Genomic DNA, 25,297 nt, shown 5'->3' on the forward strand with positions numbered 1-25,297 from the left:
CCCGCGCGGCCCGCCCGCCTCAGTAGCGGATGGCGTCGATGACCTTGACCCGGACGGCGACGAGAGCGGGCAGCACTCCCGCCACGGCGCCGATCAGCGTCGCGGACCCCAGGCCGATCAGGGCGGCGGTGATCGGGAACGGCGGCAGGTCGTCGACCGACCCCTGGGCGATGAAGCCCTGCACGGTCGGGTTCTGCACGACGAGCACGGCGACCATGACGCCGACGGCCCCCGCGACCACCGTGCCGGCGACGCTCTCGAGCATCACCGAGAAGAACACCCGGGGCGCCGTGGCGCCGAACGACCGCCGGACCCCGATCTCGCGGATGCGCTGCCGCACCGTGACCAGCGCGATGTTGACCAGTCCGAGCCCGCCGAGCAGCAGCACGAGCACGCCGACCCCCGTGATGATCAGCTTGATCGGCTTGAAGGGGTCGGAGTCGCCCGCGTACGCCGCGTAGTCGGACCGGTTCACGTCGACCTGCACGTCGTCGCCGAGGGCCGCCGCGAGGTTGCCCTGCACCATCGTGCTCAACTGGTCGCCGGACGACGTCGGCAGCCACATCTCGTACTGCGGCGTCTCTGCGTACCCGCCCTGCGAGAGCGGCACCAGGTCGTGCTCGTCCGAGGGCAGGAGGAACAGCCCGGGCGCCTCCTCGGCGTACTGCGCCGCCGTGACGCCCACGACGACGCCGGTCACCGAGTCCGTGCCGCTCAGCAGGAGGGTGGGGTGCGAGTCGACCGGAGGGCGGCCGAGCGTGTCCCAGAGCGCCTCGTTCACGACGACCGCCGGGGCCATCCGCTGGTCGTCGCCCTCGACGAACCAGGATCCCTCGGCCATCGACACCCGGTGCATCTCGCCGTACTCGGGGTCGACGACCTGTGCCGAGACGTCGGTGAGGCCGCCGGGCAGCTGGACGGACCTCGTCGTCCAGAGGTTCTCGGACGCCCACGAGATCTGGTAGCGCGACATCGTCGAGCGGAACTCGTCGTCGAGGAGGGCGGGGTCGAGCAGGGTCGCCCCCTGGCTGTAGGCCGAGACCGTGTAGGTGGCAGGTCGCCCGCCGGACTTCTCGGACGACTCGCGCGTGGACTGCTCGGCGAGGCTGCCGAGCCCGACGACGGCGGTCAGCGCGGCGACGGCCACCGCGACCCCGATGAGGCTGAGCAGCACCCGCAGCTTGTTGACCCTCAGCTCGGACCAGGCCTCGACGAACGCTCCCACGACCCCCGACAACAGACCGCTCACGACACGACCTCGACGGGTGCCGGGACGGAGGAGGCGGGAGCCCCCGACGCGGAGGCGCCCGCCGGCACGAGGGCCGACGCCCCGGCCAGCCCGCTGCCCAGTCGGGCGGCCGAGAGCACGCCCGCGTCGAGCGAGTAGTGCCGCGCGGCGAGGCCCGCCACGGCCAGGTCGTGCGTGATGGTGACGAGGGCGGCGCCGGTGTCGGACGAGATGTCGTCGAGGAGGCGCATGACCGTCGCCCCCGTCTCGATGTCGAGCGCTCCCGTCGGCTCGTCGGCCAGGATGACGCGCGGGTCGCGCACCAGCGAGCGCGCGATCGCCACCCGCTGCTGCTCGCCGCCCGAGAGGCGGTGCGGCATCGAGTCGACGCGGTGCCCGAGCCCGACCTTCTCGAGCATCTCGGCCGCGATCGCCCGCCGGCGCCAGAAGCGCCGACCGCGTGCGTAGAGCAACGGCGTCATGACGTTCTCGAGCGCCGTGCGCCCCTGCAGCAGGTTGAACTGCTGGAAGATGAAGCCCACCTGCTCGCCGCGGAGCCGGTCGCGGGCCCCCGAGCGCATGCCGCTGACGTCGACGTCGTCGAACCAGTGCGCGCCCGTCGTCGGCGCGTCGATGAGCCCCAGGATGTTGAGCAGCGTCGACTTGCCCGAGCCGGAGCGGCCGACGATGCTCACGTGCTCGCCCGCCTCGACCACGAGGTCGACGCCGCGGAGGATGTCGAGGGTCGCGTCGTCGGCGAGGGGAACCGTCTTCGTGACTCCCTCGAGCCGGATCAACGACATCAGCAGTAGACCTCTCCGGTCGTCGGGTCGACGCAGCCCTCCTGCGGGGCGACGGCGCCGGGCACGAACTCGAGGACCATGTCGCCCTCGACGAGGCCCCCGGTCACCTCGACGGTCGTGCCGTCGTTGATGCCGAGCGTGATCTCCCGCTCCTCCTCGGTGCCGTCGGCGCCGACCACGGTCACGACGCCCTTGCCCGCGGCGCCCTCGACCGCGGTGAGCGGCACCGTGAGGACGTCGGTCGCGACGCCGGCGGGGATCGTCAGCTTCGTGGCGAGGCCCGCGAAGACCGTGACGTCGCCGGGGACGGCACACGTCACCGACTGCCCCGAGACGCCCGTGCCCGACGAGTCGCCGGTGTCGCCGGCGGTCGTGGTGCCCGCGCCGGCGCCGGCACCGCCGATCGAGAGGCCGGTGCAGGCGAACGGCGCCGGGCCGCCCTGGATGGACGCGGTGCCCTCGGCCGGCCGGCTGACCAGCCGGTAGAGCTGGTCGGCGGCCAGCGCCCCCGTGACGTGGAACGTCGGAGGCGCCACCTTCGCGACCGCGTCGCCCACGGCCACCTCCTGGTCCTTGATGACGGAGAGCTCCGTCACGGTGCCCGCGACGGGCGACGTCACCACCGCGGTCTTGACGATCGGGGCACGCTCGGTGACGGTGCCGTCGGCCGAGACCAGCGCCTCCTGCGGGGTCTCGGAGCGCAGCGTCGCGATCTTGTCGCCCGCGGCGACGGCCTGGCCCTTCTCGACGACGACGGTCACGACGGTGCCGGCCAGGGTCGCGGGCACGGTCGAGGCGACGTCGGCCTCGACCGTGGCGTCGACCGTCACGTCGTTCGTGACGGTGCCGACGGCCACGGCGACCTGGGGCTCGACGGCCTCGCCGGTCGGGACCGCCACGGAGCCGGTCGCCGCGTCGGGCGACGCGAAGAACGCGAGCTTGACGAGGGCCACCGCGATCGCGACGAAGATGAGGATGCGGAGGATCGGGAAGATCCAGGTCTTGGCGACGCGCACGGGCGACTCCCCTTCGGAGCAACGGACGGAACGTGCTCACCATAGGAGGAGGGGGACGACGGAGGCCTCAGCCGTCGGGATGACTTCCCGAGCGAGCTGAGGCCTCGTGCCGAGCCGGGTCAGGCGCTGATGACCACCGGCACGATCATGGGACGACGACGGTGCTGCGTGTTCACCCAGCGGCCCACCGTGCGGCGGACGACCTGGCTGAACTGGTGCGTGTCACGGGTGCCGTTCTCGGCTGCCTCGGCCAGCGCGGCGAGGATCTTGGGCATGACGTCGTCGAAGACCCGCTCGTCCTCGGCGAAGCCGCGCGACTGGATCTCGGGGCCGACGACGACACGGCCCGTCGTGGCGTCGATCGCGAGGAAGACGGAGATGAAGCCCTCCTCGCTGAGGATCCGCCGGTCTTTGAGGTCGGCGTCGGTGATCTCGCCGACGGTCGAGCCGTCGACGTACACGTAGCCGAGGTCGAGCTGGCCGACCACCTCGGCGACGCCGTCGCGGAGGTCGACGACGACGCCGTCCTCGCCGAGGATCGTGTTCTCGCGCGGCACGCCGGTGCGCTGGGCCAGGGCGGCGTTCGCGTAGAGGTGCCGGTGCTCGCCGTGGACCGGCATGACGTTCTTCGGGCGGAGCACGTTGTAGCAGTAGAGGAGCTCGCCGGCCGAGGCGTGGCCCGACACGTGCACCTTCGCGTTGCCCTTGTGCACCACCGTCGCGCCGAGCTTGGTGAGCCCGTCGATGACCCGGTAGACGGCGTTCTCGTTGCCGGGGATGAGGCTCGAGGCGAGGATGACCGTGTCGTCCTGCCCGATCTCGATCTGGTGCTCGAGGTTCGCCATCCGGGCGAGGACGGCCATCGGCTCGCCCTGCGAGCCCGTGCTCATGTAGACGATGCGGTCGTCGGGGAGGTCCTTGGCCTTCTTCGCGTCGATGAGGACGCCCTCGGGCACGACGAGGTAGCCCAGGTCGGCGGCGATGCCCATGTTGCGGATCATCGACCTGCCCATGAACGCGACCCGGCGCCCGTTGGCGTGGGCGGCGTCGAGCACCTGCTGCACGCGGTGCACGTGGCTCGAGAAGCTCGCCACGACGACCCGGCGCGGCGCCCGGCGGATGACGTCGTCGAGGACCGGTCCGATGTCGCGCTCGAGGGCGGTGAAGCCCGGCACGTCGGCGTTCGTCGAGTCGGGGAGGAACAGGTCGACCCCCTCCTCGCCGAGGCGGGCGAAGGCACGCAGGTCGGTGATGCGGTCGTCGAGCGGCAGCTGGTCCATCTTGAAGTCGCCGGTGTGCAGGACGAGGCCGGCGGAGGTGCGGATCGCGACGGCGAGGGCGTCCGGGATCGAGTGGTTCACCGCGACGAACTCGAGGTCGAACGGGCCGAGCGTCTCGCGCCCGCCCTCCTTGACCGTCAGCGTGTAGGGCTTGATGCGGTGCTCCTTGAGCTTCGCCTCGATCAGGGCGAGCGTCAGCTGCGAGCCGATCAGCGGGATGTCCGCGCGGAGGCGGAGGAGATAGGGCACCGCGCCGATGTGGTCCTCGTGGCCGTGGGTCAGCACGACCGCGAGGACGTCGTCCAGCCGGTCGCGGAGGGGCGAGAAGTCCGGGAGGATCAGGTCGACGCCCGGCTGGTGCTCCTCGGGGAACAGCACCCCGCAGTCGACGACGAGCAGCTTGCCGTCGATCTCGTAGACGGTCATGTTGCGCCCGATCTCGCCGAGGCCGCCGACCGGGATGACCCGGAGCGTGCCGTCCTCGAGCTTGCGCGGGGTCTTGACGGTCGTGGGCATCATGTCCTTCGGGTCGAGGTCGGGGCTCGTGCCCCGCGGATCGAGGTCTCTGTCGGCCCGCGCGCCGCACCGTCACGCGGCCGGCGGCGTGCCGCGTGGTCAGCGCGTGGTGCCGTGCACCTTGGGCAGGGCACCGCCGGCCGCGGCGTTGCGGTCGGGGCGGAAGCGGCTGAGGTCGAGCCCGGGGATGTCGCCCACGTGCGAGAGCTCGTCCTCGATGAGCGCCGCCTCGCTGTCCTCCGGGCCGACGAGCGGCAGGCGGACGCGGGGGCTGGAGATGCGGCCGAGGCCGTGCAGGATGTACTTCGCCGCGACCGTGCCGGGCACGTGCGTCATGACGGCGCGCACCAGCGGCTCGAGCATCTTGTGGGCTGCCGTGGCCGTGTGCAGGTCGCCTGCGTTCACGGCGTCGATCATGGTGCGGTACGGCGCCGAGACGATGTTCGCCGTCACGCCGATGAGGCCGGAGGCGCCGATCGCCAGGTGCGGGAGCACGTTCGCGTCGTCGCCCGAGAAGTAGAGCAGGTCGGTCTGGTTGATGACGCGGCTGACCTCGGCGAAGTCGCCCTTCGCGTCCTTGACCGCGACGATGTTCGGGTGCTTCGCGGCGCGCAGCAGCGTCTCGTACTTGATCGGGATGCCGGTGCGGCCGGGGATGTCGTAGAGGATGACCGGCAGGTCGGTCGCGTCGGCGATCATGCGGAAGTGCGTGAGGACGCCGGCCTGCGTGGGCTTGTTGTAGTACGGCGTGACGATCATGACGCCGTCGGCGCCGGCCTTCTCGCTGGCCTTGTACAGCTGGATGGCGTGCGCGGTCTCGTTCGAGCCGCCGCCCGTGATGATCTTGGCGCGCCCCGCCGCGACCGACTTGCCGACCTCGACGAGCTTGAGCTTCTCGGGGTCGGTCAGGGTGCTGGTCTCGCCCGTCGTGCCGGTGACGACGATGCCGTCGGCACCCGCCGAGACGCAGTCGTCGATGTGCTTCTCGACCGCCGGCCAGTCGACCTCGCCGTCGGCGGTGAAGGGGGTGACGAGAGCGACGAGGACCTGCCCGAAGGGGTTGCTGATGTTCGACACGTCGACCAGCGTACTGTCTCGCCCCGCGCGGATCGCCCCTCGGACGGCCAGGATCGGCCCGGTCAGGGGGCGACGCGGCCGTTCGTGCCGAAGGCGGCGTAGGTGAGCGGCATGAGCTCGGCCCAGATGTCCTCCATCTTCTCGGCGCACATCTCGATCTCGCGCTGCGGGAACGACGGGAAGTGCGTGCCCTCGCGCTTCGTGCGGAGGCTGAGGAAGTTCATCAGCGACCGCGCGTTCACGGTGACGTACATGGACGAGTAGATGTTCAGCGGCAGGACGATGCGGGCGACCTCGCGGGCGATGCCCTCGTCGAGCATGCGCTTGTAGGCCGCGTAGGCCTCGCGCGAGGTGCGCTCGGTCTCGGACCGGACGAGCTCGCTCTGCTCGGGCGTGCCGGGCAGGAAGTCGTAGGCGCCGGGCTTGCCCACCTGCTGCAGGTTGCGGGTCGCGGCGGGGACGTAGAAGACGGGGTTGAGCTCGCGGTAGCGACCGCTTTCTTCGTTGTAGCTCGCCATGCGGTGCCTCATGAACTCGCGGAACACGAAGATCGGCGCCTGCACGTAGAAGGTCATCGAGTTGTGCTCGAACGGCGAGCCGTGGCGGTCGCGCATGAGGTAGTTGATCAGGCCGGCGCCCTTGGTCGCCTGGGCCCCGTCGGCCGAGGCCTGGGCGCCCTCGAGCGTCTGCTCGCCCATCGTCGAGACACGCGCCGCGAAGAGGACGTCGGAGTCGTGCGCGCTCGAGCGGACCAGCTCGACCGTGACGTCGCTGCGGAACTCGACGGGGTCGGCGGCGGTCTCGGGAGACGAAGAGGCGGGGGTCACGGCGTCGGCATCAGTCACGGCCACGACTCTACCTCCGACCACCGACGAGCCTCGATCGGCGGCAGGCTCGGCCCACCGGCCCTCGGGCCGGTGCCCGGGCGACCGGCAGGAGGCGCGGCTACGCTCCCGGGGAGGCGCAGCTCCCCTGCGCCGCACCTCCTCGAGAAAGACCGGGCCCATGACCGCCGACTCCCTCACCGTCCTCGTCTCCGGCGCCTCCGGCCTGGTCGGCACCGAGCTCCGACGCCAGCTGGTGGCCGCCGGCCACACGGTCGTCGCGCTCGTCCGGCGCGAGGCCCGCGACGAGGGCGAGGCGACGTGGGTGCCCGCGGCCGGCATCGTCGACCGCACCCTGCTCGACCGGGCGGACGCCGTCGTGAACCTGAGCGGCGCCTCCCTCGGTCGGCTGCCCTGGACCGCCGGCTACAAGCGCGAGATCCGTGACTCCCGCGTGACGGCCACCGCCACGCTCGCGCACGGCATGGCCGGCGCCGAGCGACCGCCCGCCGTGTTCCTGAGCGGCTCGGCCGTGGGCATCTACGGCGACCGCCCGGGCGAGCGCCTGACCGAGCAGAGCCCCCGCGGCAGCGGCTTCCTCAGCGACGTCGTCGCCGACTGGGAGGCCGCGACCGCCCCGACGCCCGATGCCACCCGTGTCGTCCACCTGCGCACCGGCGTCGTCGTGGGCCCCGGCGGCGCCATGGCCCCGCTGCTGCCCCTCACGAAGCTCGGCCTCGGCTCGCGCCTCGGCACCGGCGACCAGTTCTGGCCCTGGATCAGCCTGCACGACGAGGCCGCGGCCATCGTGCACCTGCTGACGTCGAGCCTCAGGGGCCCCGTCAACCTCGCCGGCCCCACGCCCGCGACCAGCGACGCCCTGACGAGACGGCTCGCCAAGGACCTGGGACGCCCCTACGCGCTCACGGTGCCCGAGGTCGTCATCAGCACGGCGATGCAGGAGGCAGGTCGCGAGATGCTGTTGCCCAGCCAGCAGGTCGTCCCGGAGGCGCTGCTCGCGGACGGCTTCGCCTTCCGTCACCGCACGGTCGACCAGGCGGTCGACGCGCTGGTCGGCGGCCGCTAGGCCGCGGACCGCATCCGCGAGGCCTTGCGGACTGCCTGTCGGGCTCGCCTGCGGTCACCGCACGCGTCGTAGGCCAGGCCGAGCCGGAACCAGGCCCGCCAGTCGTCGGGGGCGTCCTCGACCGCCTGCGCCCAGCGCGGGAAGGCGGCGTCGGCCGCGGCGCGTTCGTACCGACCCGAGGCACGGCGGGGGACCTCGTCCACCGGCAGCTCGCCCGCCTCCTCGAGCTCGCGCACCATCTGCTGCGTGTGCACCCCGAAGCGCAGCTCGGCGACCAGGGCGAAGATCCCGAGGACCGGCAGGACGAGCAGGGCCACGCCGAGCACGACGGCCACGGGCTCGCCGGTCATGACGAAGAGGTACGCGCGCTGGGCGACGAGGACGACGTACAGGAGGAGGAACAGCGCCATGACGAGCGCCGCGGTGCGGCCCTTCATCAGTCGAGCGGCAGCACGCTGTCGAGCCCCACGACGACGCCCTCGACCCGCGGAGCCTCGGCCATGGCGACGAGCAGCCCCTGCTCGTAGGCGCGCTGCGAGATCGTGTCGTGCGTCAGGGTGAGCGTCTCGCCCTCGCCGCCGAAGACGACCTCCTGCTTCGCGACGACGCCGCGGAGGCGCATGCTGTGCACCGGGACGCTGGCGACCTGCTGGCCGCGGGCGCGCTGGTCGGAGAAGGGCGCGGAGACCGGGCCGAGCTCGCGACGCGCCTCGGCGATCAGCTCCGCGGTGCGGACGGCCGTGCCGGAGGGCGAGTCGACCTTGCCCTGGTGGTGCGCCTCCACGATCTCGACGCTCTCATAGAAGCGCGCCGCCATCGTGGCGAACCGCGTCGCGAGGACGGACCCGAGGGAGAAGTTCGGGACGACCAGGACGCCGGGGCCGCCGACGTCCGCGACGACCGTCCGGAGCTTCGCCACCCGCTCGGCGTTCCAGCCCGAGGTGCCCACGAGGACGGGGAGGCCCGCCCGGACGACGTGCTCGACGATGCCGGGGCTGACGGCCGGGTGAGTCACGTCGACCACGAGGTCGGCGCCGCGCACGTCGTCGAGGTCGTCACGGGACGAGAGGCCGGCGTGCAGCTCGAGGCCGGGCGTGCGCCGGACGAGGTCGACGACGAACGAGCCGAGGGTGCCCGTGGCTCCGACGACGGCGATCTGGGAGGTCATGGGCTCCAACCTACCCGGCAGCGCCCGGGGGCCCGCCCGACCTAGCATGGTGCGCATGCCCCGGTTCCGTGCCGTTCCCGTGTCGTCCCCCGCCGCCGCCGAGCTGCTCGAGGCGTACTTCGCCGAGCGCCGGGAGACCTTCCCGTCGGGGAAGGGCAGCTACCGCACCGCGTCGCCGTCGGACGCGACCTTCACTCCCCCGGCCGGGTCGTTCCTCGTCGTCGAGAGCGAGGACGTCGACGCCGGATCCGCCGCGACCGGCGCCGAGCCCGGCGTCGTGCGTGCCCTGGCCTGCGGCGGGGTCCGCCGCATCGACCCGACCGAGGAGGGGCTGGTGCGGTACGAGGTCAAGCACGTCTACGTGCGCCCGGAGGCCCGCGGGCGAGGTCTCGGTCGCCTGCTGATGGCCGAGCTCGAGGAGGTGGCCGCCGGCCTGGGCGCGGACCTGGTCGTCCTCGACACGAACGAGAGCCTCCTGGCGGCCGGGGCCCTCTACCGGGCCACCGGCTACCGCGAGGTCGAGCCGTACAACGACAACCCGAACGCGACGACCTGGTTCGCCAAGCCGGTGGCGCCCCGGGAGCCCGTCAGCTAGATCGGCTGCTCGACCGGGAGGCCGGTGCGGAGCTCGACGGGGAGATGGCCCAGGTCGTTGTGCGTCACGAGCTCCGGCGGCTTCGCCGAGCGGACGCGGATGATGGTCAGGCCCGCGTTGGCCTGGTTCACGCCCATCCAGCGCCAGTCGGGAGCCCCGAAGACCTCGCGAACGAACCACCCGATGACGAAGTTGTGCGTGATGAGCAGGTCGTGGCGATCCTCGCGGGAGGGCGTCAGCCACTCGGACACCGCGTCGGCCATCTGTGCCTGGCCCGCCTCGATCTCGTCCTCGGTGACGCCGCCGAAGAACGGCTTGTAGGCGGACGGCATGTCGGCCGTCGGGCCCGAGGGCACGCAGTCGAAGAGCAGCGTCGACGGCTGCGACTCGAGGGCGGGCAGCCGCTCGGTCATGATGCGCGCCGTCTCGGCCGCCCGCTCGAGCGGGGAGTGCCAGGCTGCGGAGAACGGGACTCCCCCGAGCCGTTCGGCGAGGAGCCGCGCCTGTCGCTTGCCGCGCTCGGACAGCGGGCCGTCGGGGAGCCCGTGCTCGGCGTCCTGTTGCTCGCCGTGCCGGACCAGGTAGAGGTAGTGGGACACCGTCGTCTCCTGACTCATGGGGTGACCGCCGCCGACGTCGTCGTCGGGGGCGTGAAGGAGGATCCGTCGACGTCGCCCACGACCACGGTCGAGAGGGGGCCGGACCGGAGCTCGCGGGCGAGGTCGCGCACGTCGTCGAGGCCGACGCGACCGAGCCGGGTGAGCGAGGCGTCGAGGTCGACGAACTCGCCGGTCGACAGCTCGGCCCGGCCGAGGCGGTTCATCCGGGTGTCGCTGTCCTCGAGCGCGAGGGCGGCGGCGCCGCCGAGCTGGCCGAGCGCCCGCTCCCGCTCGAGCTCGGTGACGCCCGACTCGGCGACGCGGTCGAGCTCGTCGAGCATGAGCTGCCCGACCATCTCGACGTTGCTCGGCGTGCAGCCGGCGTAGAGCCCGAACAGCCCGGCGTCGGAGTAGCTCGGGGCGAACGAGTAGACCGAGTAGGCCAGGCCGCGCCGTTCTCGGACCTCCTGGAACAGGCGGGACGACATGCCGCCTCCCAGGACCGAGTTGAGGACGGCGAGGGCGGGGCGACGGTCGTCGGAGGCGGAGATGCCCGGCATCCCCAGCAGGACCGTGGCCTGCTCGAGGGGGCGGCGCACGACGAGGGTCGGCTCGCTGGGCGTCGGCACGACGAGCTCGGTCGAGCGTCGGGGCACGGGAGCGGCTGCCTCGGTCGACCAGGACGACCTCGCGAGCGCCTGCTCGAGCCGCTCGACGACGTGGTCGTGGTCGACGGCTCCGGCGATCGTGACCACGAGGTCACGGGGCCGGTAGTTCGCGAGGTAGTGCGCGTGCACGTCGTCGCGCCGCGCCTCCTTGATGCTCTCGGACGATCCCCCGATCGGGCGCCCCAGCGGGTGCTCGCCGAAGACGGACTCGAACAGGCGCTCGCCGGCCACGTCCGCGGGGTCGTCGTCGGCCATCGCGAGCTCCTCGAGGATCACGCCTCGCTCGGTCTCGAACTCGCCGGGCTCGAGGGCCGAGGACGTCAGCATGTCGGCGAGGACGTCGACGGCGTCGTCCAGGTCGACATCGCGCACCCGGGCGTAGTAGCAGGTGTACTCCTTCGCGGTGGCGGCGTTGTGCTCGCCGCCGACCGACTCGAAGGCGACCGCAATGTCGAGCGCCGAACGCGTCGCCGTCCCCTTGAAGAGGAGGTGCTCGAGGAAGTGCGTGGAGCCGCGCTCGCCGGGCTGCTCGTCGCGGGAGCCCACGGCGACCCAGAAGCCGACGGTGGCGCTGCGGGCCCCGGGCATCTGCTCGGTGAGGACGCGGACGCCCGTCGGGAGGAGGGTGCGCCGCACGAGTGCGTCGCCCGTCGCGCGGAAGGAGAGCTCGACCGAGTCGAGTGGGAGGGAGACCGGGCCGTTCATCGCGTCGAGCCTACGGGACCGTACCTCGGCACGACCCGACCGTCGGGGCTGGCACCCGAACTGGGGACGGCCCTGCGGACAAACAGACGGTTCAGTCTGTCCTCCGCGGTGATAGAGTCGGGGAACCGTCGACGGGACACCCCCTGCCTCGTCGTCGGCGGCTGGTCGGAGGTCATCCGGCGGTCCGGAGCAGACGTCCCCCGCGCTGCTCCAAGCCGATATGCCTCGAGGAGCCACGCTGTGACGGTCGATTCCCCCCTCCGGCCGTCCAGCGTCTCCCGGGGCGGCCCCGTGCCGACCAGGTGACGCCCGGCGCCCGGGACCGCGTGCTGACGACGGCCGACCGGCTCTTCTACGACGAGGGCGTCCGCGTCGTCGGCGTCGACCGCCTCATCGCCGAGGCGTCCGTGACGAAGGCCACGTTCTACAAGCACTTCGGCGCGAAGGACACCCTCGTGCTCGAGTACCTGCGCGTGAGGCACGAGCGTGCCGTCGCCGGGCTCGAGGCCGTCGTCGCCGCGTCCCCGGGCGGGGCCGCGACCGTCCTCGCCGTCGTCGACGAGGTCGTCGCCTCGCTGCAGTCGCCCCGATTCCGTGGCTCGGCCTTCGCGAACGCCGCCGCCGAGTTCAGCGACCCGACCCACCCCGTCCGCGCCGCCGTGGCCGAGCACCAGGAATGGCTCACCGACGCTCTCGTCGAGCTGTTCAAGGAAGCCGACCACCCGATGCCCGGAGACGCGGCCGACGACTTCCTGCTGGCGCTCGACGGTGCGCTCGTGGGCGCGTACTGCGGCGACGCCATCGCAGCGTCCGCGGCGCTCCGCCGGACGGCCGAGCGCCTCCTGCCGGCCTAGCCCGCCGACGGCACCGGGCCCGCCCCCGCGATCGGGCCCGTCGTGCTGATCAGGCCCGTCGTGCTGATCAGGCCCGTCGTGCCGATCAGGCCCGTCGTGCCGACGAGACCGATCAGGCCGGTCCGGCCCGTGACAGAGGGCGGACTGGGCGTTCCGCTACGCGGAGACGCGGTCGAGCTCGAGCACCTGGGTGCGCGTGAGCTTGACCGTGGCCGCCTGCGCGAGCTCGACGACCTGCTTGGCGTTCGTGGCGCTCGCCACGGGCGCCACGACGTGCGGCTTGGCCAGGAGCCAGGCCAGGGCCACGGCCGCTGTCGAGACCTCGTGCGCCGACGCGACGCTGTCGAGCTCGTGCAGCACCCGCAGCCCCTTCTTCGTCAGGTAACCGGAGACGCCGCGGCCGCGCTTCGTGCCGGCGAAGTCGGAGCGCGATCGGTACTTGCCGGTGAGGAACCCGCCGGCCAGGGCGAACCGGGGCATGACCCCGAGGCGCAGCTGCGCGGCGACGCGCGCCAGGCCCTTCTCGTACTCGGTGCGGTGCATGAGGCTGTACTGGTTCTGCAGGGCCACCATCGGGGCCACACCGAGCATGCCGGCGGCGATGCGCGCCTCGTAGAGCCGGTTGCCCGAGTGGTGCGACCCGCCGAACCAGCGGACCTTGCCCGCGCGGATGAGGTGGTCGACCGCGAGCAGGGTGCGCTCGAAGGCGACCTCGGTGTCGTCGACGTGCAGGTACAACAAGTCGATGTGGTCGGTGCCCAGGCGCTCGAGGGACGCCTCCACGGCGCGCTCGATCGAGCGCGGCGAGAGCCCGGGAGCGTCGGCGCCCTTGCCGACCTTGGTCGAGACGACCATGTCGTCGCGCGATCGGCGCGAGCGCATCCACGAGCCGATCATGACCTCGCTGCGGCCGCCGGCGTAGCTGTCCGCCGTGTCGACGAAGTTGCCGCCGTGGTCGTAGTAGGCGTCGAGGACGGACATGGTGTCGGTCTGGTCGGCGGTCCAGCCGAAGACGTTGCCGCCGAGCGCGACGGGGAAGACCCGGAGGTCGGAGACCCCGAGTCGACGTCGAGGTTGGATGATGCCGAGGTCGACGGGCACGGTGGCGTCGCCGACGGTCTCGGGGATGCGCGCAGGGAGGTCGACGGGAGGCGCGGAAGGCGTGGTGGGACCGGGGATGCCCGCCGACGTGTTCGTCACTCCGTGCCCTTCGTGGTCGTGGCGTCGTGCGGTCGAGGTGCCGGCCCCGCGGGACGCTGCCCCGAGGGGCAGCCAGGCGGGTACGCCGGACGACCACCTCGATGTGCCGCCTGAGATGGCCCGGGAGCACCGTGCTCGCTCCTGCGACAAGCGTACGTGCTGAGGTCGCCGTCCGCCTGACGCCGCACCCGATCGTTACGAGATCCGGCACCCCGAGTTCGGGGGCGGCCACGGGGGCTGCACCGACGACGCAGCGCCCGCCCCGACGTGGTCGGGACGGGCGCTGCGATCTACTGCTCGTCGGGGACTAGACCTCGACGGACTCGTCGTTCGACTGCTCGGCGGCACCGCTCGAGTCGGTGTCGGCCTCGTCGGCGACGACGGGCGCGAGCGACAGCTTGCCGCGGTCGTCGATCTTGGTGATCTCGACCAGGATCTTCTGTCCGACGCCGAGGACGTCCTCGACGGCCTCGACGCGCTTGCCGCCGGCCAGCTTGCGGACCTCGCTGATGTGCAGCAGGCCGTCCTTGCCGGGGAGGAGCGAGACGAAGGCGCCGAACGACGCGATCTTGACGACCGTTCCGAGGAACTGCTCGCCGATCTCGGGGTTCGTCGGGTTCGCGATCGCGTTCACCTGGGCGCGAGCTGCCTCGGCCGAGGGACCGTCGACGGCGCCGATGTAGACCGTGCCGTCCTCCTCGATCGAGATGTCGGCACCCGTGGTGTCCTGGATCGAGTTGATCGTCTTGCCCTTCGGGCCGATCAGCTCGCCGATCTTGTCCTGCGGGATCTGGACCGAGATCACGCGGGGCGCGGTCGGGGCCATCTCGTCGGGTGCGTCGATGGCCGAGTTGAGCACGCTCAGGATGGCGGTGCGCGCCTCCTTGGCCTGCTTCAGGGCGGCGTCGAGGACGGCGGTCGGCAGACCGTCGAGCTTCGTGTCGAGCTGGATGGCCGTGACGAACTCGGACGTGCCGGCGACCTTGAAGTCCATGTCGCCGAGGGCGTCCTCCGCACCGAGGATGTCGGTCAGCGCGGCGTAGCGCGTCTGGCCGTCGACCTCGTCGGACACGAGGCCCATCGCGATGCCCGCGACCGGGGCGCGCAGGGGCACACCGGCGTTGAGCAGCGACAGGGTCGAGGCGCAGACGGAGCCCATCGACGTCGAGCCGTTGGAGCCGAGGGCCTCGGACACCTGACGGATGGCGTACGGGAACTCCTCGCGCGACGGCAGCACCGGCACGAGGGCGCGCTCGGCGAGGAAGCCGTGCCCGATCTCGCGACGCTTCGGCGAACCGACGCGACCGGTCTCGCCGGTCGAGTAGGGCGGGAAGTTGTAGTGGTGCAGGTAGCGCTTCTTGGTGACCGGGCTCAGCGAGTCGATCTGCTGCTCCATCTTGAGCATGTTCAGCGTGGTGACGCCCATGATCTGGGTCTCGCCACGCTGGAAGATGGCGGAGCCGTGCACGCGCGGGATGACCTGGACCTCGGCGTCGAGCGGACGGATGTCGGCGAGGCCGCGACCGTCCATGCGGACCTGCTCGGTGAGGATGCGGTCGCGGACGACCTTCTTCGTCGCCGACTTGTAGGCGGCGGAGACCTGGCCGTTGGCCTCGGCGGGCAGCTCGCCCGCGTCGACCTTGGCCGAGATCGCGTCCTTGACCTTGCCCTTGAGCACGTCGTCGGCGTCCTGGCGCTCGGTCTTGCCCGCGATCTTGTAGACCTCGGCGAGCTCGGTGCCGGCGGCCTCGGTGACGGCCGCGAGGACCTCGTCCGTGTAGGGCAGGAAGACCGGGTAGTCGGCGATCTCCTTGAACGCCTGCGCGGCCATGGCCGACTGCGCGTCGACGAGCTGCTTGAGGAAGGGCTTGGCCGCCTCGAGTCCCTGGGCCACGACGGCCTCGTCGGGCTTGGTGGCGCCGCCCTGGATGAGGCCCCAGGCGTGCTCGGTGGCCTCGGCCTCGACCATCATGATGGCGACGTCCTCGTTGCCCGCGGCGTCGGTGACGACACGGCCGGCGACGGTGAGGTCGAAGACGGCCTCCTCGAGCTGCGAGGCCTTGGGGAACGCGACCCACTGGTCGCCGATGAGCGCGAGGCGCACGCCGGCGATCGGGCCCGAGAAGGGCAGGCCGGAGATCTGGGTCGAGGCGCTGGCGGCGTTGATGGCCAGGGCGTCGTAGAACTCGTCGGGCGCGATGCTCAGCACGGTGATGACGACCTGCACCTCGTTGCGGAGGCCCTCGACGAACGAGGGACGCAGGGGCCGGTCGATGAGACGGCAGACGAGGATGGCCTCGGTGGAGGGACGACCCTCACGACGGAAGAACGAGCCGGGGATCTTGCCCGCGGCGTACGAGCGCTCCTCGACGTCGATGGTGAGCGGGAAGAAGTCGAAGTTGTCCTTCGGCTTCTTGCTCGCGCTCGTGGCCGAGAGGAGCATCGTGTCCTCGTCGAGGTACGCAGCGACGGCTCCCTGAGCCTGCTGTGCGAGACGGCCGGTCTCGAATCGGATGGTGCGCTTGCCGAACTTGCCGTTGTCGAGGACGGCTTCGCCGAACTTGATCTCTGGACCCTCCATGTGGGGGCTACTCCTCTTTGTTTTGCATCGAGGCCCCGTGTGGGCATCGATGTGCAGCGGGAGCGGGCGGCGGGGACGGCGTGAGGACACGCACGTGCAGCAACGCGACGGAGGCGGCGGCACGTCTGGTCAGCGGAAGAAACGGTCGGACCCACCTCGCGACCCCGTGCGATCTGCTTCGTGCACGTGTCGGGGCGTTCCGCCTGTCACCACCGGCGACCAGCAGCCAGACCGGCCTGCTCCGAGGGCGATGGTAGCACCCGGCCCCTCGGGGACCAGGGAGGCGACCCCCTCTCGGGGCGGCGCGAGCGTGGCGGCTCCCGGATAGCATCGGTCCATGCTCGCCGCCCGCCGCCCCCGTCGTGCCGCGAGACCCGGACTGCGCGCGACCTGCGTCGGCACGGTCGCCCTCGCCGCCTCCCTGGCTCTGGTCCTCGGCGCCGGCGTCCCGGCCTCGGCCGTGGGCGTCGACTCCGGGACGGCGGCGACCCAGCAGCAGATCGACGCCGTGCTGGCGTCCCTGGACGCGCTCGAGGCGACGGCCGCCGAGCGGAGCGACCAGGCGGTGTCCGCCTCGGCGGCACGTGCCGACGCCGACTCGGCCCTCGTCGAGGCCGACGCGCTCGCCGACCAGCTGTCCGGTCGTGCCGCGGAGGCCGAGCTCGCCGAGGAGGCGGCCCATCAGCAGGCAGGCCAGCTCGCGGCACACCTCGCCCGGGCCGGGCGGGGCGCCTCCACGACGAGCGTCCTGCTGGGCTCCGACCACCCGGACGACGTGCTCCAGCAGCTGGGCACGCTCACGCAGCTCGGCGAGCGCTGGCAGGGGGTCATGTCCGACGCGACGCTCGCCAGCAACACGCTCGTCTCGCTCCGTGACCAGAGGGAGGCGGCCCGCCAGGAGCGCGAGCGACTGGCGGACGAGGCGGCCGCGCGAGCGGCCGACGCGAGGTCCGCGCAGGCGACAGCCGACGACGAGGTCGCCGCCGCCACGACCCGCGCCGCCGAGCTGTACGCGCAGCTGGCCGCACTGCGGCAGACGACCCCCGACGTCGAGCGCGAGACACGTCGCGCCGCTGCGGTGACCAAGAGCGTCGAGGCGGCCGGGGCCGCTGCCGCGAACGATCGAGGCCCCAGCGCCCCCTCGGGCGGGTCCGGCGCTGGCGCAGGTGCCCCGTCCGCGCCTGCGCCCGCGCCGGTCGCGCCCGCGCCTGTCGCCCCCGCACCCGTCGCGCCTGCGCCGGTCGCCCCCGCGCCTGCCCCCGCCCCGTCTCCTGCCCCCACGCCGGCACCGCCGGCCGGCGTGGTCAACGACCCTGCAGGCGCGAAGGCCTACGCGGCGTCGCGCATCGGGACGGGCGCCGAGTACGACTGCCTCGTGCAGCTCTGGAACAAGGAGTCGGGCTGGCGCACGAACGCCACGAACCCGACGAGCGGCGCCTACGGCATCCCCCAGGCCTGGCCCGCCAAGAACCTGGCGTCGGCGGGGCTGGACTGGCAGACCAGCTACCGCACCCAGGTGAACTGGGGGCTGAGCTACATCGCGTCTCGCTACAAGACCCCGTGCGGCGCGTGGGGATTCTGGGTCAGGAACAACTGGTACTGAGCCGGTCCCTCCGCTCTTCCTCGTGCGGTCTGCTCCCCCGCGCGGACGAGAACGGCCCCCGCCCTGCAGAGCAGGACGGGGGCCGGAGTCGAGACTCGGAGGTCGACTAGCGACGCAGGCCGAGACGACCGATCAGCGTGCGGTAGCGCTCGATGTCGACCTTGGACAGGTAGCCCAGGAGACGACGGCGCTGGCCGACGAGGAGGAGCAGGCCACGACGCGAGTGGTGGTCGTGCTTGTGCTCCTTGAGGTGCTCGGTCAGGTCGAGGATGCGCTGCGTCATCACGGCGACCTGGACCTCGGGGGATCCGGTGTCGCCGGGGTGGGTCGCGTATTCTTCGATGATCCGGGTCTTGACGTCAGGTGCGAGTGCCATTCAGGATCCCCTTTCCAGTTCGTTGCGCGGCGCCCGTCACAGGATGTGCGAGCTCTCTTGTTCCGCGGCCGTTCAGACGGCAACCGGGCGAGCTTACCAGACGGGTGCCGGGCGAGGTGACCGGCGGCGATCTCGCGAGCGGCGGCGACTCGGCAGGACGAGACCGACGAACGCGGCTCCGATCGCCGCGCCGATCGTGTTCATCAGGATGTCCTGCGGGTCGGAGAACCGCGTCGACGAGAGGGCTGTGGCCTGGTAGAGCTCGATGGCGCAGGTCGCGGCGAAGCCGACCACGACGCCGACCCACCAGGCGCGCTTCGGGAGGAGCAGCGCGGGGAACATGCCCATGGGCACGAACATGGCGACGTTCGCCGCCGCCTCGACCCTGGCGAACGTGATCCAGCTCGTCTCCTCGTGACGACCGAAGAAGTCGAGGGCGCGCCAGAGCAGCTCGGACGTGCCGTCGCCGTAGACCGACGGGCGCAGCGTCATCCAGGCCACCCCGGCGAGGTAGACGAGGCTGAAGAGGAGGAGGACGGCGCGGCGCATCCGTCCATGGTGCGGCACGCCGGCTCGGAAGACGCCGCCCGGAGCCGAGGACCATCCTCTCGACGGAGGTGGTCGAGCCTGGGGAGGGAGGACCGGGAGGCGCCTCCTAGGCTGGCGGGATGGACGAGACCACCGCCTCCCTGGCCGCTCTGTGGGCCCGGGTCGCGCAGCGCGCCGATCCGCTCCCCCTGTCGTGGATGCTGCTGGCCGTCGCCGCCGGGGCCGCGCTCGTGCTGCTGCCGGGCACCTGGCACACGGTGCGGCACGCGGTGACCGTCGTGCACGAGGGCGGCCACGGCCTGGCCGCCGTGCTGACCGGGCGGCGGCTGACGGGGATCCGCCTGCACTCGGACACGTCCGGGCTGACCGTCTCGCGCGGGCCGCGGTCGGGGCCGGGCATGGTGCTGACCCTGCTGGCGGGCTACACCGCCCCGGCGCTGGCCTCGCTCGGCGCCGCCTGGCTGCTCGGCGCGGGCTTCGCCGCCGGGCTGCTCTGGGCGCTCCTGCTGCTCCTCGCGCTGATGCTCGTGCAGATCCGCAACTGGTTCGGCCTGTGGGTCGTGCTCGTGGGCGCGGCCGTCGTCGCGGGCGTCACGTGGCTCGCCCCGGTCGAGTGGCAGCAGGTGTTCGGGCTGGTGCTGGTCAGCGTGCTGGGCCTGGGCGCCCTGCGCGCCTCCGTCGAGCTGCAGTCGAGTCGTCGGCGAGCGGCGCGCCGCGGCGCCCGCACGGAGTCGGACGCCGACCAGCTCGCCGGGCTGACCCACGTGCCCGGCGTCCTCTGGGTCGGCGTGTTCGTGGGGGTCGCGGCGGCGTGCCTCGTGGGGGCGTCGCTGCTGCTGTTCCCGGGGTGGCTCGCGCCCTAGGCGGGGGCGCTGCCGAGGGCGTGCACGGGGATGCGCGAAGCCAGGCGCTCGCGGCCGGGCAGGCCCTCGAGCTCGAGCAGCACGGCGATGCCGACGACCTCGTAGCCCGCGCGCTCGAGCAGGGTGACCGTCGCGTCGGCCGTGCCGCCGGTGGCCAGGACGTCGTCGACCACGAGCACCCGGGTGCCCGGGGGCAGCTGGCTCGGCCGCAGCTCGAGCGTCGCCTCGCCGTACTCGAGCGCGTAGCTCTCGCTCAGGACCTCGCCGGGCAGCTTGCCGGCCTTGCGCACGGTGAGGACGCCGACGCCCTGCTCGATCGCGATGCCGCCGGCGAGCGCGAAGCCCCGGGCCTCGATGCCGGCCACGGCGGTGAAGGCCCCGTCGAACGGCTCGGAGAGGGCGGCGGTCACGGTCGCGAAGGCGTCCGCGTCGGAGAAGAGCGGCGTCACGTCGCGGAACAGGATCCCGGGGACGGGGAAGTCGGGGACGACGGCGATCATTCGGTCGACGAGGGCGGAGGCGTCGGAGGCGGTCATCCGGTCGACGCTACCGGCTCGCGGAGGCCGCCCCGCACCTCCGGGGGCCCGCGGCCCCTCGTGAGCTGCCCGACCGCTCGCCGGGTCGCTCGCCCGACCAGCCGCTCGTGACGATCGTGTGAACGGACGGCCCCGATGTCGGGGGCCGGTGACAGAGTCTGTCCATGACCCGCTACATCGTGCCCCCGTACCTGCTCGCCCACCTCGCCGCGGCCGACACCGAGCGCTTCGCACGAGCCCCCGAGGCGGCCCGGCACGGGCTGCGGCAGATCGACGAGGTGCGCGCCGCCCGCAGCGAGGCGCCGCCCGTGCGGCAGGGCGCCGTCGCCCGGGGCCCCGAGGTCGAGCGCACCGTCTCGGACGCCCAGGGCACCGAGCAGCTGCCCGGGGTGCGGGTCCGGGGCGAGGGCGAGCCCGCGGGCGACGACGTCGCGGTGACCGAGGCGTACGACGCCCTCGGCGCGACGCACGCCCTGTTCCGCGAGGTCTACGGGCGGTCGAGCATCGACGGCGCGGGCCTGCCCCTCGAGGCGACCGTGCACTACGGCCAGGACTACGACAACGCGTTCTGGAACGGCGAGCGGATGGTCTTCGGCGACGGCGACGGCGAGGTCTTCGGCCGGTTCACCGCGTCGGTCAGCGTGATCGGCCACGAGCTGGCCCACGGCGTCACGCAGTACACCGCGAACCTCGAGTACCAGGGGCAGTCGGGCGCCCTGAACGAGTCGGTCAGCGACGTCTTCGGCGCGCTCGTCGAGCAGCACCTGTTCGACCAGGCTGCCGAGCAGGCGACGTGGCTGATCGGCGAGGGGCTCTTCACCGAGGCCGTCGAGGGCCGCGCGCTCCGATCGATGTCGGCGCCGGGCACGGCGTACGACGACGACGTGCTCGGCAAGGACCCTCAGCCTGCCCACATGGACGACTACGTCGAGACGACCGACGACAACGGGGGCGTCCACCTCAACTCGGGCATCCCGAACCGGGCGTTCTTCCTCGTCGCCGACGCCCTGGGCGGCCGAGCGTGGGAGCGCGCGGGGCAGGTCTGGTACGACACTCTGGTCGGCGGCGAGCTGTCACCGACCGCCTCCTTCGCGGAGTTCGCCGCGGCCACCGTCTCGGCGGCGGCAGCACGGTACGGAACCGACTCGGAGGAGGCGCGGGCCACGACCGCTGGCTGGCAGGGCGTCGGCGTCGATCCGGCAGCCTGAGGGCTCCTCCCCCGGGCGCCTGGCGGCCATGAGCGCCTGGGGTCCCACCGCCGCGGAGTAGCATCGCGGCCATGATGGTGACCGTCCAGAGGTCCGGCGGCTTCGCCGGGCTCACCCGCACCTGGCAGGTCGACGTCGCTGCCGAACCCGACACCGAGTCCTGGCTGGTGCTGCTCGACCTCGTGCCCTGGTCGGAGGCCCCCGCCCCGACCCAGCCGGCGCAGCCCGACCGCTTCGTGTGGGTCATCTCGGCGGAGACGTCGCCGGCGAAGAAGGCCAAGCTGCCCGAGCAACAGGTGACCGGGCCCTGGCGGGAGCTCGTCGACCGGGTGCGCGAGGTGAGCGACGCGGAGCGCGCGGGCGAGCGTGGCGCCGCGCACGACCCCACCGCGCCGGGCCACGGGGCCTAGTCGCGTGCCCTCTCGAGACACCGTCTTCGCGTCCGTGGCCGCACTCGTCGTCATCGGCGGTGCCGTCGGGATCGGGCTGGTCGGATCGGCGCAGCCGTCCCGTGTCGTCGGCGCCCAGAACGCCCCGCCCTGGCCCGTGCCCGCCGTGGGCGACCGGCTCGGCCGTGCCGAGCTCGCGGGCATGCAGAACGTCTGGGGCGAGGACCTCGCGATGCACGTGCACACGCACCTCTCGATCACGGTCGCCGGCGAGGCCGTGACGATCCCCGGCGACATCGGGCACGACGCCGACACGAAGCTCGCCGCTCCCCTGCACACCCACGACACGTCCGGCATCGTGCACGTCGAGTCGCCCCGACGGGAGTCGTTCGTGCTGGGCCAGCTCTTCACCGAGTGGGACGTGCACCTCGACTCCGTGAGCATCGGCTCGCTCGGACCCGACGACGGCCTCGAGCTGACCGCCTTCGTGGACGGGAGCCGCTGGTCGGGCGACCCGGCCGGCATCCGGCTGAGCGACTTCGAGGACGTCGCGCTCGTGCTCGCGCCCCGGGGCGAGACCGTGACCGCGCCTCCTGCGTTCGCCTGGCCGCCCGACTACCGCTGAGCGTCCGCGGTCGGGCTGGCGGCCGAGGCGGGGAGGCGGCACGCTGGGCACATGGACGAGAAAGAGACCCTGCAGCGCTACCTGTCGAAGCAGCGCGCCGACCTGCTCGCGAAGCTCGACGGGCTCGACGAGTACGACGCCCGGCGTCCGCTCGTGGCGAGCGGCACGAACCTGCTCGGCCTCGTCAAGCACGTCGCGAGCGTCCAGCTCGGCTACCTCGGCGAGGTCTTCGACCGGCCGTCGCCGCAGGAGATGCCGTGGCTGACGGACACGAGCGAGCCGGAGGCGGACCTCTGGGCGACCGAGGACGAGACCCGGGAGGCGATCGTCGCGTTCGCTCGGCACTCGGCCGACCACGCCGACGCGACCGTCGCGGCGCTCGACTTGGACTCTCCCGGCGTGGTGCCGTGGTGGCCGGCCGACCGGCGCGACGTCACGCTGCACTCGATCCTCGTGCACCTGTGCGTCGAGACCGCGCGTCACGCGGGCCACGCCGACCTCGCCCGCGAGCTCGTCGACGGCAGGCTCGGCAACGGACCGGCCGACCCGAACGTCCCGGACCGGGACGACGAGGGCTGGCGCGCCCATCACGACCGGGTCGAGGCGGCGGCCCGGGCCGCCGGCGCTAACCGACGACCGTGAGGCGCTGCGTCGGCCTGGTCATCGCGACGTAGAGGCTCGCCGCGCCGCGGACCGCCCCCGTGCGGATGCCCTCGGGATCGACGAGCACGACGCTGTCGAACTCCAGCCCCTTCGACGTCGCGGGGCTGAGCACCGAGATCGGCCGGGTCAGCGACGCCGTGCCCGGCGCCACCTGCCCGGGGAACACCGGGTCCAGCCCGGAGACGAGGTCTGCCACGAGGTGCTGCGGCGCGATGACCGCGAGCGTCCCCTCGGAGTCGATCCCCCGGTCGGCGGCGACAGCCTCGAGGGCCGCTGCGACGAGGGCGTCGTGCGCCGCGCCTCCTCGGCTGTCGCCCGCGGCGGCGAGGGCAGGCACCGCGATCTCGCGGACCGGCCACTCGCTCGACCGCACCGACCGGCTCGCCGTGATGGTCAGCCCGTTCTCGACGGCCAGGCGTTCGGCGTGCTCGACGATCTGGCTCGGCGTGCGGTAGTTGACCGTGAGTTCTTCGAGGCGCCAGGGCGCCGTGGTGCCGGCGACGCTCGAGCCGCGACGACGGCCGAGCAGGGCCTGGAGCGCCCTGTCCCACGAGGAGGCGGCGGCCGGGCTGGACGCCTGAGCGATGTCGCCGACGACGGTGAACGAGCGCAGCGGGCAGCGGCGCGACAGCAGCCGCCACTGCATGGGCGACAGCTCTTGCGCCTCGTCGACCACGACGTGCCCGAAGGCCCAGGTCCGGTCGCCCGCGGCGCGTTCGGAGGTGGTCATCGACGCGGCGCGCTCGGCGAAGCCGCCGGCGATCTGCTCCGCCGACACCATGCCCTCGACCCCCATGTTCTCGATCGCCCGCTCGGCGTTCTCGATGTCGCGCTTGCGCTGCTGCTTGCGGGCCAGCTTGTCGGGGTCGACCCCGGCCTGGAACTCGCCGAGCAGCTCGGCCGCCTCGTCGAGCAGCGGCACGTCGGAGATCGTGAACTGCGAGCCGCGGGGCCGCTGGAGCAAGGCGCGCTGCGCCGGCGTCCAGCGCTGGGTGATGGTCGCGAGCCAGTTCGGGCGCGCGAACATGTCCTCGACGAGCTTCTCGGCCGACAGCGGCATCCACGCGGTGTTGAGCAGCACCCGCACGTCGTGCGACTGGCGGATGTCCTCACGGAGCACCGCCTCGTCCGACTCGTCGACGGTCGTGCCGTGCTCGCGCATCTGCGACACGAGCAGGCGGGTCAGCGCCGAGAGCGCCGCCTTGTTGAAAGTGACCCGGCCGAGGTTGTGCTGCTTGCCCCGCTCTTGTGCGCGCCGCATGGCGTCGCCGATCAGCTCGGGCTGCACGACGAGCCGCTCGCCGTTGATGTCGATCGTGGTCGCCTGCGTCGGCCGGACCTGCCGCGAGCGCACGGCTCGCTTGATCAGCTCGGCCATCTCGGCCGAGCCCTTGAGCGCCGCGACGTCCGGGGCGTCGTCGACCTGGGTCTCGAGGTCGGGGTAGAGCCCGCCGAGGCTCGACAGCACGACGCCGCTCTCGCCGAGCGACGGGAGCACCTGCTCGATGTACCGCAGGAACGACCGCGACGGGCCCACGATGAGCACGCCCGAGCCGCGAAGACGGTCGCGGTGCGAATAGAGCAAGTAGGCCGCACGGTGCAGGGCGACGGCGGTCTTGCCCGTGCCGGGCCCGCCCTGGACGACGAGCACGCCGTCGAGCTCGGACCGGATGATCCGGTCCTGCTCAGCCTGGATCGTGGCGACGATGTCGGTCATGCGACCGGTCCGCTGGGCCGTGAGGGCCGCCATCAGCGCGCCCTCGCCCTGCAGCTGCACGTCGTCACGGTCGAGCAGCTCGGGGTCGAAGACCTCGTCCTCGAGGCGGGTGACGGCGCGGCCGGCGAGGGTGAGGTGACGGCGGGCCCGGACGCCCATGGGGGTCGCCGCGGTCGCCTGGTAGAAGGCGCTCGCGCCGGGCACCCGCCAGTCGAGCAGGATCGGGTGGTGTTGCCGGTCGCGCAGGCCGACCCGGCCGATGTACCGGAGGGCGCTGCCGGTCTCGTCGGGCCGCTCGAGCTCGAGGCGGCCGAAGGCGAGCCGCTCGTCGACGGCGCCGAGCTGGGTGATCGTGTCCTCGTAGAGCTTGGCGAACGCGTCCCGCTCGCTGCGGCTCTGGTGGTTCCCGCCCACGGCTTCTCGCCGGGTGCTCTCCAGCCGGACGCGGGCGTCGGCCTTCAACTCGTCCAGACGCGCGTACAGCGTGGCCACGTAGGCGCGTTCGCGCTCGAGCTCAGATGACACCAGGTTTGCTCCACCCCTCGGGAAAAGACGGCACGCCAGTCT

Annotated in this window: 25 protein-coding genes; 9 read left to right on the forward strand and 16 right to left on the reverse strand. The window is 72.6% G+C overall.

Annotated features, from left to right (window positions below):
- Window positions 1-19: 19 nt before the first annotated feature.
- The 6 genes from ACZZ97_RS08445 to thyX all read right to left on the reverse strand — a co-directional run bounded on the left by ACZZ97_RS08445 (window position 20) and on the right by thyX (window position 6,765).
- Window positions 20-1,249 carry an ABC transporter permease gene (locus ACZZ97_RS08445; RefSeq protein ID WP_463472860.1) on the reverse strand — a complete coding sequence of 410 codons (1,230 nt, stop codon included), beginning with the start codon at window positions 1,247-1,249 and terminating at the stop codon, window positions 20-22.
- On the reverse strand, window positions 1,246-2,031 hold the full coding sequence (locus ACZZ97_RS08450; RefSeq protein WP_463472861.1) for an ABC transporter ATP-binding protein: 786 nt from the start codon (window positions 2,029-2,031) through the stop codon (window positions 1,246-1,248). The genes ACZZ97_RS08445 and ACZZ97_RS08450 overlap by 4 nt, the downstream gene beginning before the upstream one ends.
- Entirely contained in the window at window positions 2,031-3,047 is a 1,017-nt protein-coding gene (locus ACZZ97_RS08455; protein ID WP_463472862.1) for an efflux RND transporter periplasmic adaptor subunit, read from the reverse strand. The genes ACZZ97_RS08450 and ACZZ97_RS08455 overlap by 1 nt, the downstream gene beginning before the upstream one ends.
- 119 nt (window positions 3,048-3,166) lie before the next feature.
- Window positions 3,167-4,843 (reverse strand): ribonuclease J, encoded by a 1,677-nt coding sequence (locus ACZZ97_RS08460; RefSeq protein WP_314100781.1) that lies wholly within the window; start codon window positions 4,841-4,843, stop codon window positions 3,167-3,169.
- Window positions 4,844-4,942: 99 nt separating this feature from the next.
- Entirely contained in the window at window positions 4,943-5,920 is a 978-nt protein-coding gene (dapA, locus tag ACZZ97_RS08465; RefSeq protein ID WP_192169887.1) for a 4-hydroxy-tetrahydrodipicolinate synthase, read from the reverse strand.
- A gap of 62 nt (window positions 5,921-5,982) precedes the next feature.
- Window positions 5,983-6,765 (reverse strand): FAD-dependent thymidylate synthase, encoded by a 783-nt coding sequence (thyX, locus tag ACZZ97_RS08470; RefSeq protein WP_243833450.1) that lies wholly within the window; start codon window positions 6,763-6,765, stop codon window positions 5,983-5,985.
- A gap of 160 nt (window positions 6,766-6,925) precedes the next feature.
- Here thyX and ACZZ97_RS08475 point away from each other — a divergent pair, with 160 nt between their 5' ends.
- On the forward strand, window positions 6,926-7,831 hold the full coding sequence (locus ACZZ97_RS08475; RefSeq protein WP_314100762.1) for a TIGR01777 family oxidoreductase: 906 nt from the start codon (window positions 6,926-6,928) through the stop codon (window positions 7,829-7,831).
- Here the strand turns inward: ACZZ97_RS08475 and ACZZ97_RS08480 are convergent.
- Together ACZZ97_RS08480 and dapB are read right to left on the reverse strand one after the other, a co-directional pair.
- Window positions 7,828-8,268 (reverse strand): tetratricopeptide repeat protein, encoded by a 441-nt coding sequence (locus ACZZ97_RS08480; RefSeq protein ID WP_194613449.1) that lies wholly within the window; start codon window positions 8,266-8,268, stop codon window positions 7,828-7,830. The two genes, ACZZ97_RS08475 and ACZZ97_RS08480, sit on opposite strands and share 4 nt — an antisense overlap.
- The gene (gene dapB / locus ACZZ97_RS08485) at window positions 8,268-8,999 is read right to left on the reverse strand and encodes a 4-hydroxy-tetrahydrodipicolinate reductase (protein WP_123548690.1); all 732 of its coding nucleotides are present in this window, start codon (window positions 8,997-8,999) and stop codon (window positions 8,268-8,270) included. Before dapB ends, ACZZ97_RS08480 begins: the two co-directional genes overlap by 1 nt.
- Before the next feature lie 55 nt (window positions 9,000-9,054).
- Here dapB and ACZZ97_RS08490 point away from each other — a divergent pair, with 55 nt between their 5' ends.
- Window positions 9,055-9,594 (forward strand): GNAT family N-acetyltransferase, encoded by a 540-nt coding sequence (locus ACZZ97_RS08490; RefSeq protein WP_463472863.1) that lies wholly within the window; start codon window positions 9,055-9,057, stop codon window positions 9,592-9,594.
- Here ACZZ97_RS08490 and ACZZ97_RS08495 read toward each other — a convergent pair.
- A complete protein-coding gene (locus tag ACZZ97_RS08495; protein WP_123548739.1) occupies window positions 9,591-10,193 on the reverse strand; it encodes a histidine phosphatase family protein in 603 nt (200 codons plus the stop codon). The two genes, ACZZ97_RS08490 and ACZZ97_RS08495, sit on opposite strands and share 4 nt — an antisense overlap.
- Window positions 10,194-10,207: 14 nt before the next feature.
- A complete protein-coding gene (locus ACZZ97_RS08500) occupies window positions 10,208-11,566 on the reverse strand; it encodes a M16 family metallopeptidase (protein WP_463472864.1) in 1,359 nt (452 codons plus the stop codon).
- Between the two features lie 302 nt (window positions 11,567-11,868).
- Here ACZZ97_RS08500 and ACZZ97_RS08505 point away from each other — a divergent pair, with 302 nt between their 5' ends.
- Entirely contained in the window at window positions 11,869-12,420 is a 552-nt protein-coding gene (locus tag ACZZ97_RS08505; RefSeq protein ID WP_463472865.1) for a TetR/AcrR family transcriptional regulator, read from the forward strand.
- Window positions 12,421-12,576: 156 nt separating this feature from the next.
- Here ACZZ97_RS08505 and ACZZ97_RS08510 read toward each other — a convergent pair whose 3' ends face one another.
- Window positions 12,577-13,620 carry an aldo/keto reductase gene (locus ACZZ97_RS08510; RefSeq protein WP_463472866.1) on the reverse strand — a complete coding sequence of 348 codons (1,044 nt, stop codon included), beginning with the start codon at window positions 13,618-13,620 and terminating at the stop codon, window positions 12,577-12,579.
- Between the two features lie 307 nt (window positions 13,621-13,927).
- Entirely contained in the window at window positions 13,928-16,201 is a 2,274-nt protein-coding gene (locus ACZZ97_RS08515; protein ID WP_314100776.1) for a polyribonucleotide nucleotidyltransferase, read from the reverse strand.
- A 337-nt stretch (window positions 16,202-16,538) separates the two neighbouring features.
- Here ACZZ97_RS08515 and ACZZ97_RS08520 point away from each other — a divergent pair, with 337 nt between their 5' ends.
- Window positions 16,539-17,804, forward strand: a complete 1,266-nt coding sequence (locus ACZZ97_RS08520; protein WP_463472867.1) for a coiled-coil domain-containing protein — start codon at window positions 16,539-16,541, stop codon at window positions 17,802-17,804.
- A 106-nt stretch (window positions 17,805-17,910) separates the two neighbouring features.
- Here the strand turns inward: ACZZ97_RS08520 and rpsO are convergent, their stop codons facing one another.
- The gene (gene rpsO, locus ACZZ97_RS08525; protein ID WP_043596660.1) at window positions 17,911-18,180 is read right to left on the reverse strand and encodes a 30S ribosomal protein S15; all 270 of its coding nucleotides are present in this window, start codon (window positions 18,178-18,180) and stop codon (window positions 17,911-17,913) included.
- Between the two features lie 93 nt (window positions 18,181-18,273).
- Window positions 18,274-18,729 (reverse strand): VanZ family protein, encoded by a 456-nt coding sequence (locus ACZZ97_RS08530; protein WP_463472868.1) that lies wholly within the window; start codon window positions 18,727-18,729, stop codon window positions 18,274-18,276.
- Window positions 18,730-18,848: 119 nt separating this feature from the next.
- On the opposite strand from ACZZ97_RS08530, the gene ACZZ97_RS08535 reads away from it, so the two are divergent.
- Entirely contained in the window at window positions 18,849-19,592 is a 744-nt protein-coding gene (locus ACZZ97_RS08535; RefSeq protein WP_314102658.1) for a M50 family metallopeptidase, read from the forward strand.
- Here the strand turns inward: ACZZ97_RS08535 and ACZZ97_RS08540 are convergent.
- Window positions 19,589-20,128 carry an adenine phosphoribosyltransferase gene (locus ACZZ97_RS08540; RefSeq protein WP_133738666.1) on the reverse strand — a complete coding sequence of 180 codons (540 nt, stop codon included), beginning with the start codon at window positions 20,126-20,128 and terminating at the stop codon, window positions 19,589-19,591. The genes ACZZ97_RS08535 and ACZZ97_RS08540 overlap by 4 nt on opposite strands.
- 164 nt (window positions 20,129-20,292) lie before the next feature.
- Between ACZZ97_RS08540 and ACZZ97_RS08545 the strand changes: the two genes are divergently transcribed.
- The 4 genes from ACZZ97_RS08545 to ACZZ97_RS08560 all read left to right on the forward strand — a co-directional run bounded on the left by ACZZ97_RS08545 (window position 20,293) and on the right by ACZZ97_RS08560 (window position 22,992).
- Window positions 20,293-21,336 carry a M4 family metallopeptidase gene (locus ACZZ97_RS08545; RefSeq protein WP_463472869.1) on the forward strand — a complete coding sequence of 348 codons (1,044 nt, stop codon included), beginning with the start codon at window positions 20,293-20,295 and terminating at the stop codon, window positions 21,334-21,336.
- Between the two features lie 71 nt (window positions 21,337-21,407).
- Window positions 21,408-21,746 carry a protealysin inhibitor emfourin gene (locus ACZZ97_RS08550; RefSeq protein WP_463472870.1) on the forward strand — a complete coding sequence of 113 codons (339 nt, stop codon included), beginning with the start codon at window positions 21,408-21,410 and terminating at the stop codon, window positions 21,744-21,746.
- Between the two features lie 4 nt (window positions 21,747-21,750).
- On the forward strand, window positions 21,751-22,350 hold the full coding sequence (locus ACZZ97_RS08555) for a hypothetical protein (protein WP_463472871.1): 600 nt from the start codon (window positions 21,751-21,753) through the stop codon (window positions 22,348-22,350).
- A gap of 51 nt (window positions 22,351-22,401) precedes the next feature.
- Window positions 22,402-22,992, forward strand: a complete 591-nt coding sequence (locus ACZZ97_RS08560; protein ID WP_314102667.1) for a DinB family protein — start codon at window positions 22,402-22,404, stop codon at window positions 22,990-22,992.
- Here the strand turns inward: ACZZ97_RS08560 and ACZZ97_RS08565 are convergent.
- Window positions 22,976-25,258: a HelD family protein gene (locus ACZZ97_RS08565; RefSeq protein WP_463473783.1), complete on the reverse strand. Its 2,283-nt coding sequence runs from the start codon at window positions 25,256-25,258 to the stop codon at window positions 22,976-22,978. The two genes, ACZZ97_RS08560 and ACZZ97_RS08565, sit on opposite strands and share 17 nt — an antisense overlap.
- Window positions 25,259-25,297: the final 39 nt, after the last annotated feature.

Source organism: Frigoribacterium sp. AC512, assembly GCF_979258295.1.

Excerpts from the sequence above, each read along its gene's own strand:
- dapB (WP_123548690.1), bottom strand. The coding sequence starts at position 8,999 with ATGACCTCCCAGATCGCCGTCGTCGGAGCCACGGGCACCCTCGGCTCG.
- ACZZ97_RS08450 (WP_463472861.1), bottom strand. The coding sequence starts at position 2,031 with ATGTCGTTGATCCGGCTCGAGGGAGTCACGAAGACGGTTCCCCTCGCC.
- ACZZ97_RS08530 (WP_463472868.1), bottom strand. The coding sequence starts at position 18,729 with ATGCGCCGCGCCGTCCTCCTCCTCTTCAGCCTCGTCTACCTCGCCGGG.
- ACZZ97_RS08550 (WP_463472870.1), top strand. The coding sequence starts at position 21,408 with ATGATGGTGACCGTCCAGAGGTCCGGCGGCTTCGCCGGGCTCACCCGC.
- ACZZ97_RS08545 (WP_463472869.1), top strand. The coding sequence starts at position 20,293 with ATGACCCGCTACATCGTGCCCCCGTACCTGCTCGCCCACCTCGCCGCG.
- ACZZ97_RS08540 (WP_133738666.1), bottom strand. The coding sequence starts at position 20,128 with ATGACCGCCTCCGACGCCTCCGCCCTCGTCGACCGAATGATCGCCGTC.
- ACZZ97_RS08475 (WP_314100762.1), top strand. The coding sequence starts at position 6,926 with ATGACCGCCGACTCCCTCACCGTCCTCGTCTCCGGCGCCTCCGGCCTG.
- rpsO (WP_043596660.1), bottom strand. The coding sequence starts at position 18,180 with ATGGCACTCGCACCTGACGTCAAGACCCGGATCATCGAAGAATACGCG.
- ACZZ97_RS08500 (WP_463472864.1), bottom strand. The coding sequence starts at position 11,566 with ATGAACGGCCCGGTCTCCCTCCCACTCGACTCGGTCGAGCTCTCCTTC.
- ACZZ97_RS08480 (WP_194613449.1), bottom strand. The coding sequence starts at position 8,268 with ATGAAGGGCCGCACCGCGGCGCTCGTCATGGCGCTGTTCCTCCTCCTG.
- ACZZ97_RS08460 (WP_314100781.1), bottom strand. The coding sequence starts at position 4,843 with ATGCCCACGACCGTCAAGACCCCGCGCAAGCTCGAGGACGGCACGCTC.
- ACZZ97_RS08490 (WP_463472863.1), top strand. The coding sequence starts at position 9,055 with ATGCCCCGGTTCCGTGCCGTTCCCGTGTCGTCCCCCGCCGCCGCCGAG.
- ACZZ97_RS08535 (WP_314102658.1), top strand. The coding sequence starts at position 18,849 with ATGGACGAGACCACCGCCTCCCTGGCCGCTCTGTGGGCCCGGGTCGCG.
- ACZZ97_RS08560 (WP_314102667.1), top strand. The coding sequence starts at position 22,402 with ATGGACGAGAAAGAGACCCTGCAGCGCTACCTGTCGAAGCAGCGCGCC.
- ACZZ97_RS08515 (WP_314100776.1), bottom strand. The coding sequence starts at position 16,201 with ATGGAGGGTCCAGAGATCAAGTTCGGCGAAGCCGTCCTCGACAACGGC.
- ACZZ97_RS08520 (WP_463472867.1), top strand. The coding sequence starts at position 16,539 with ATGCTCGCCGCCCGCCGCCCCCGTCGTGCCGCGAGACCCGGACTGCGC.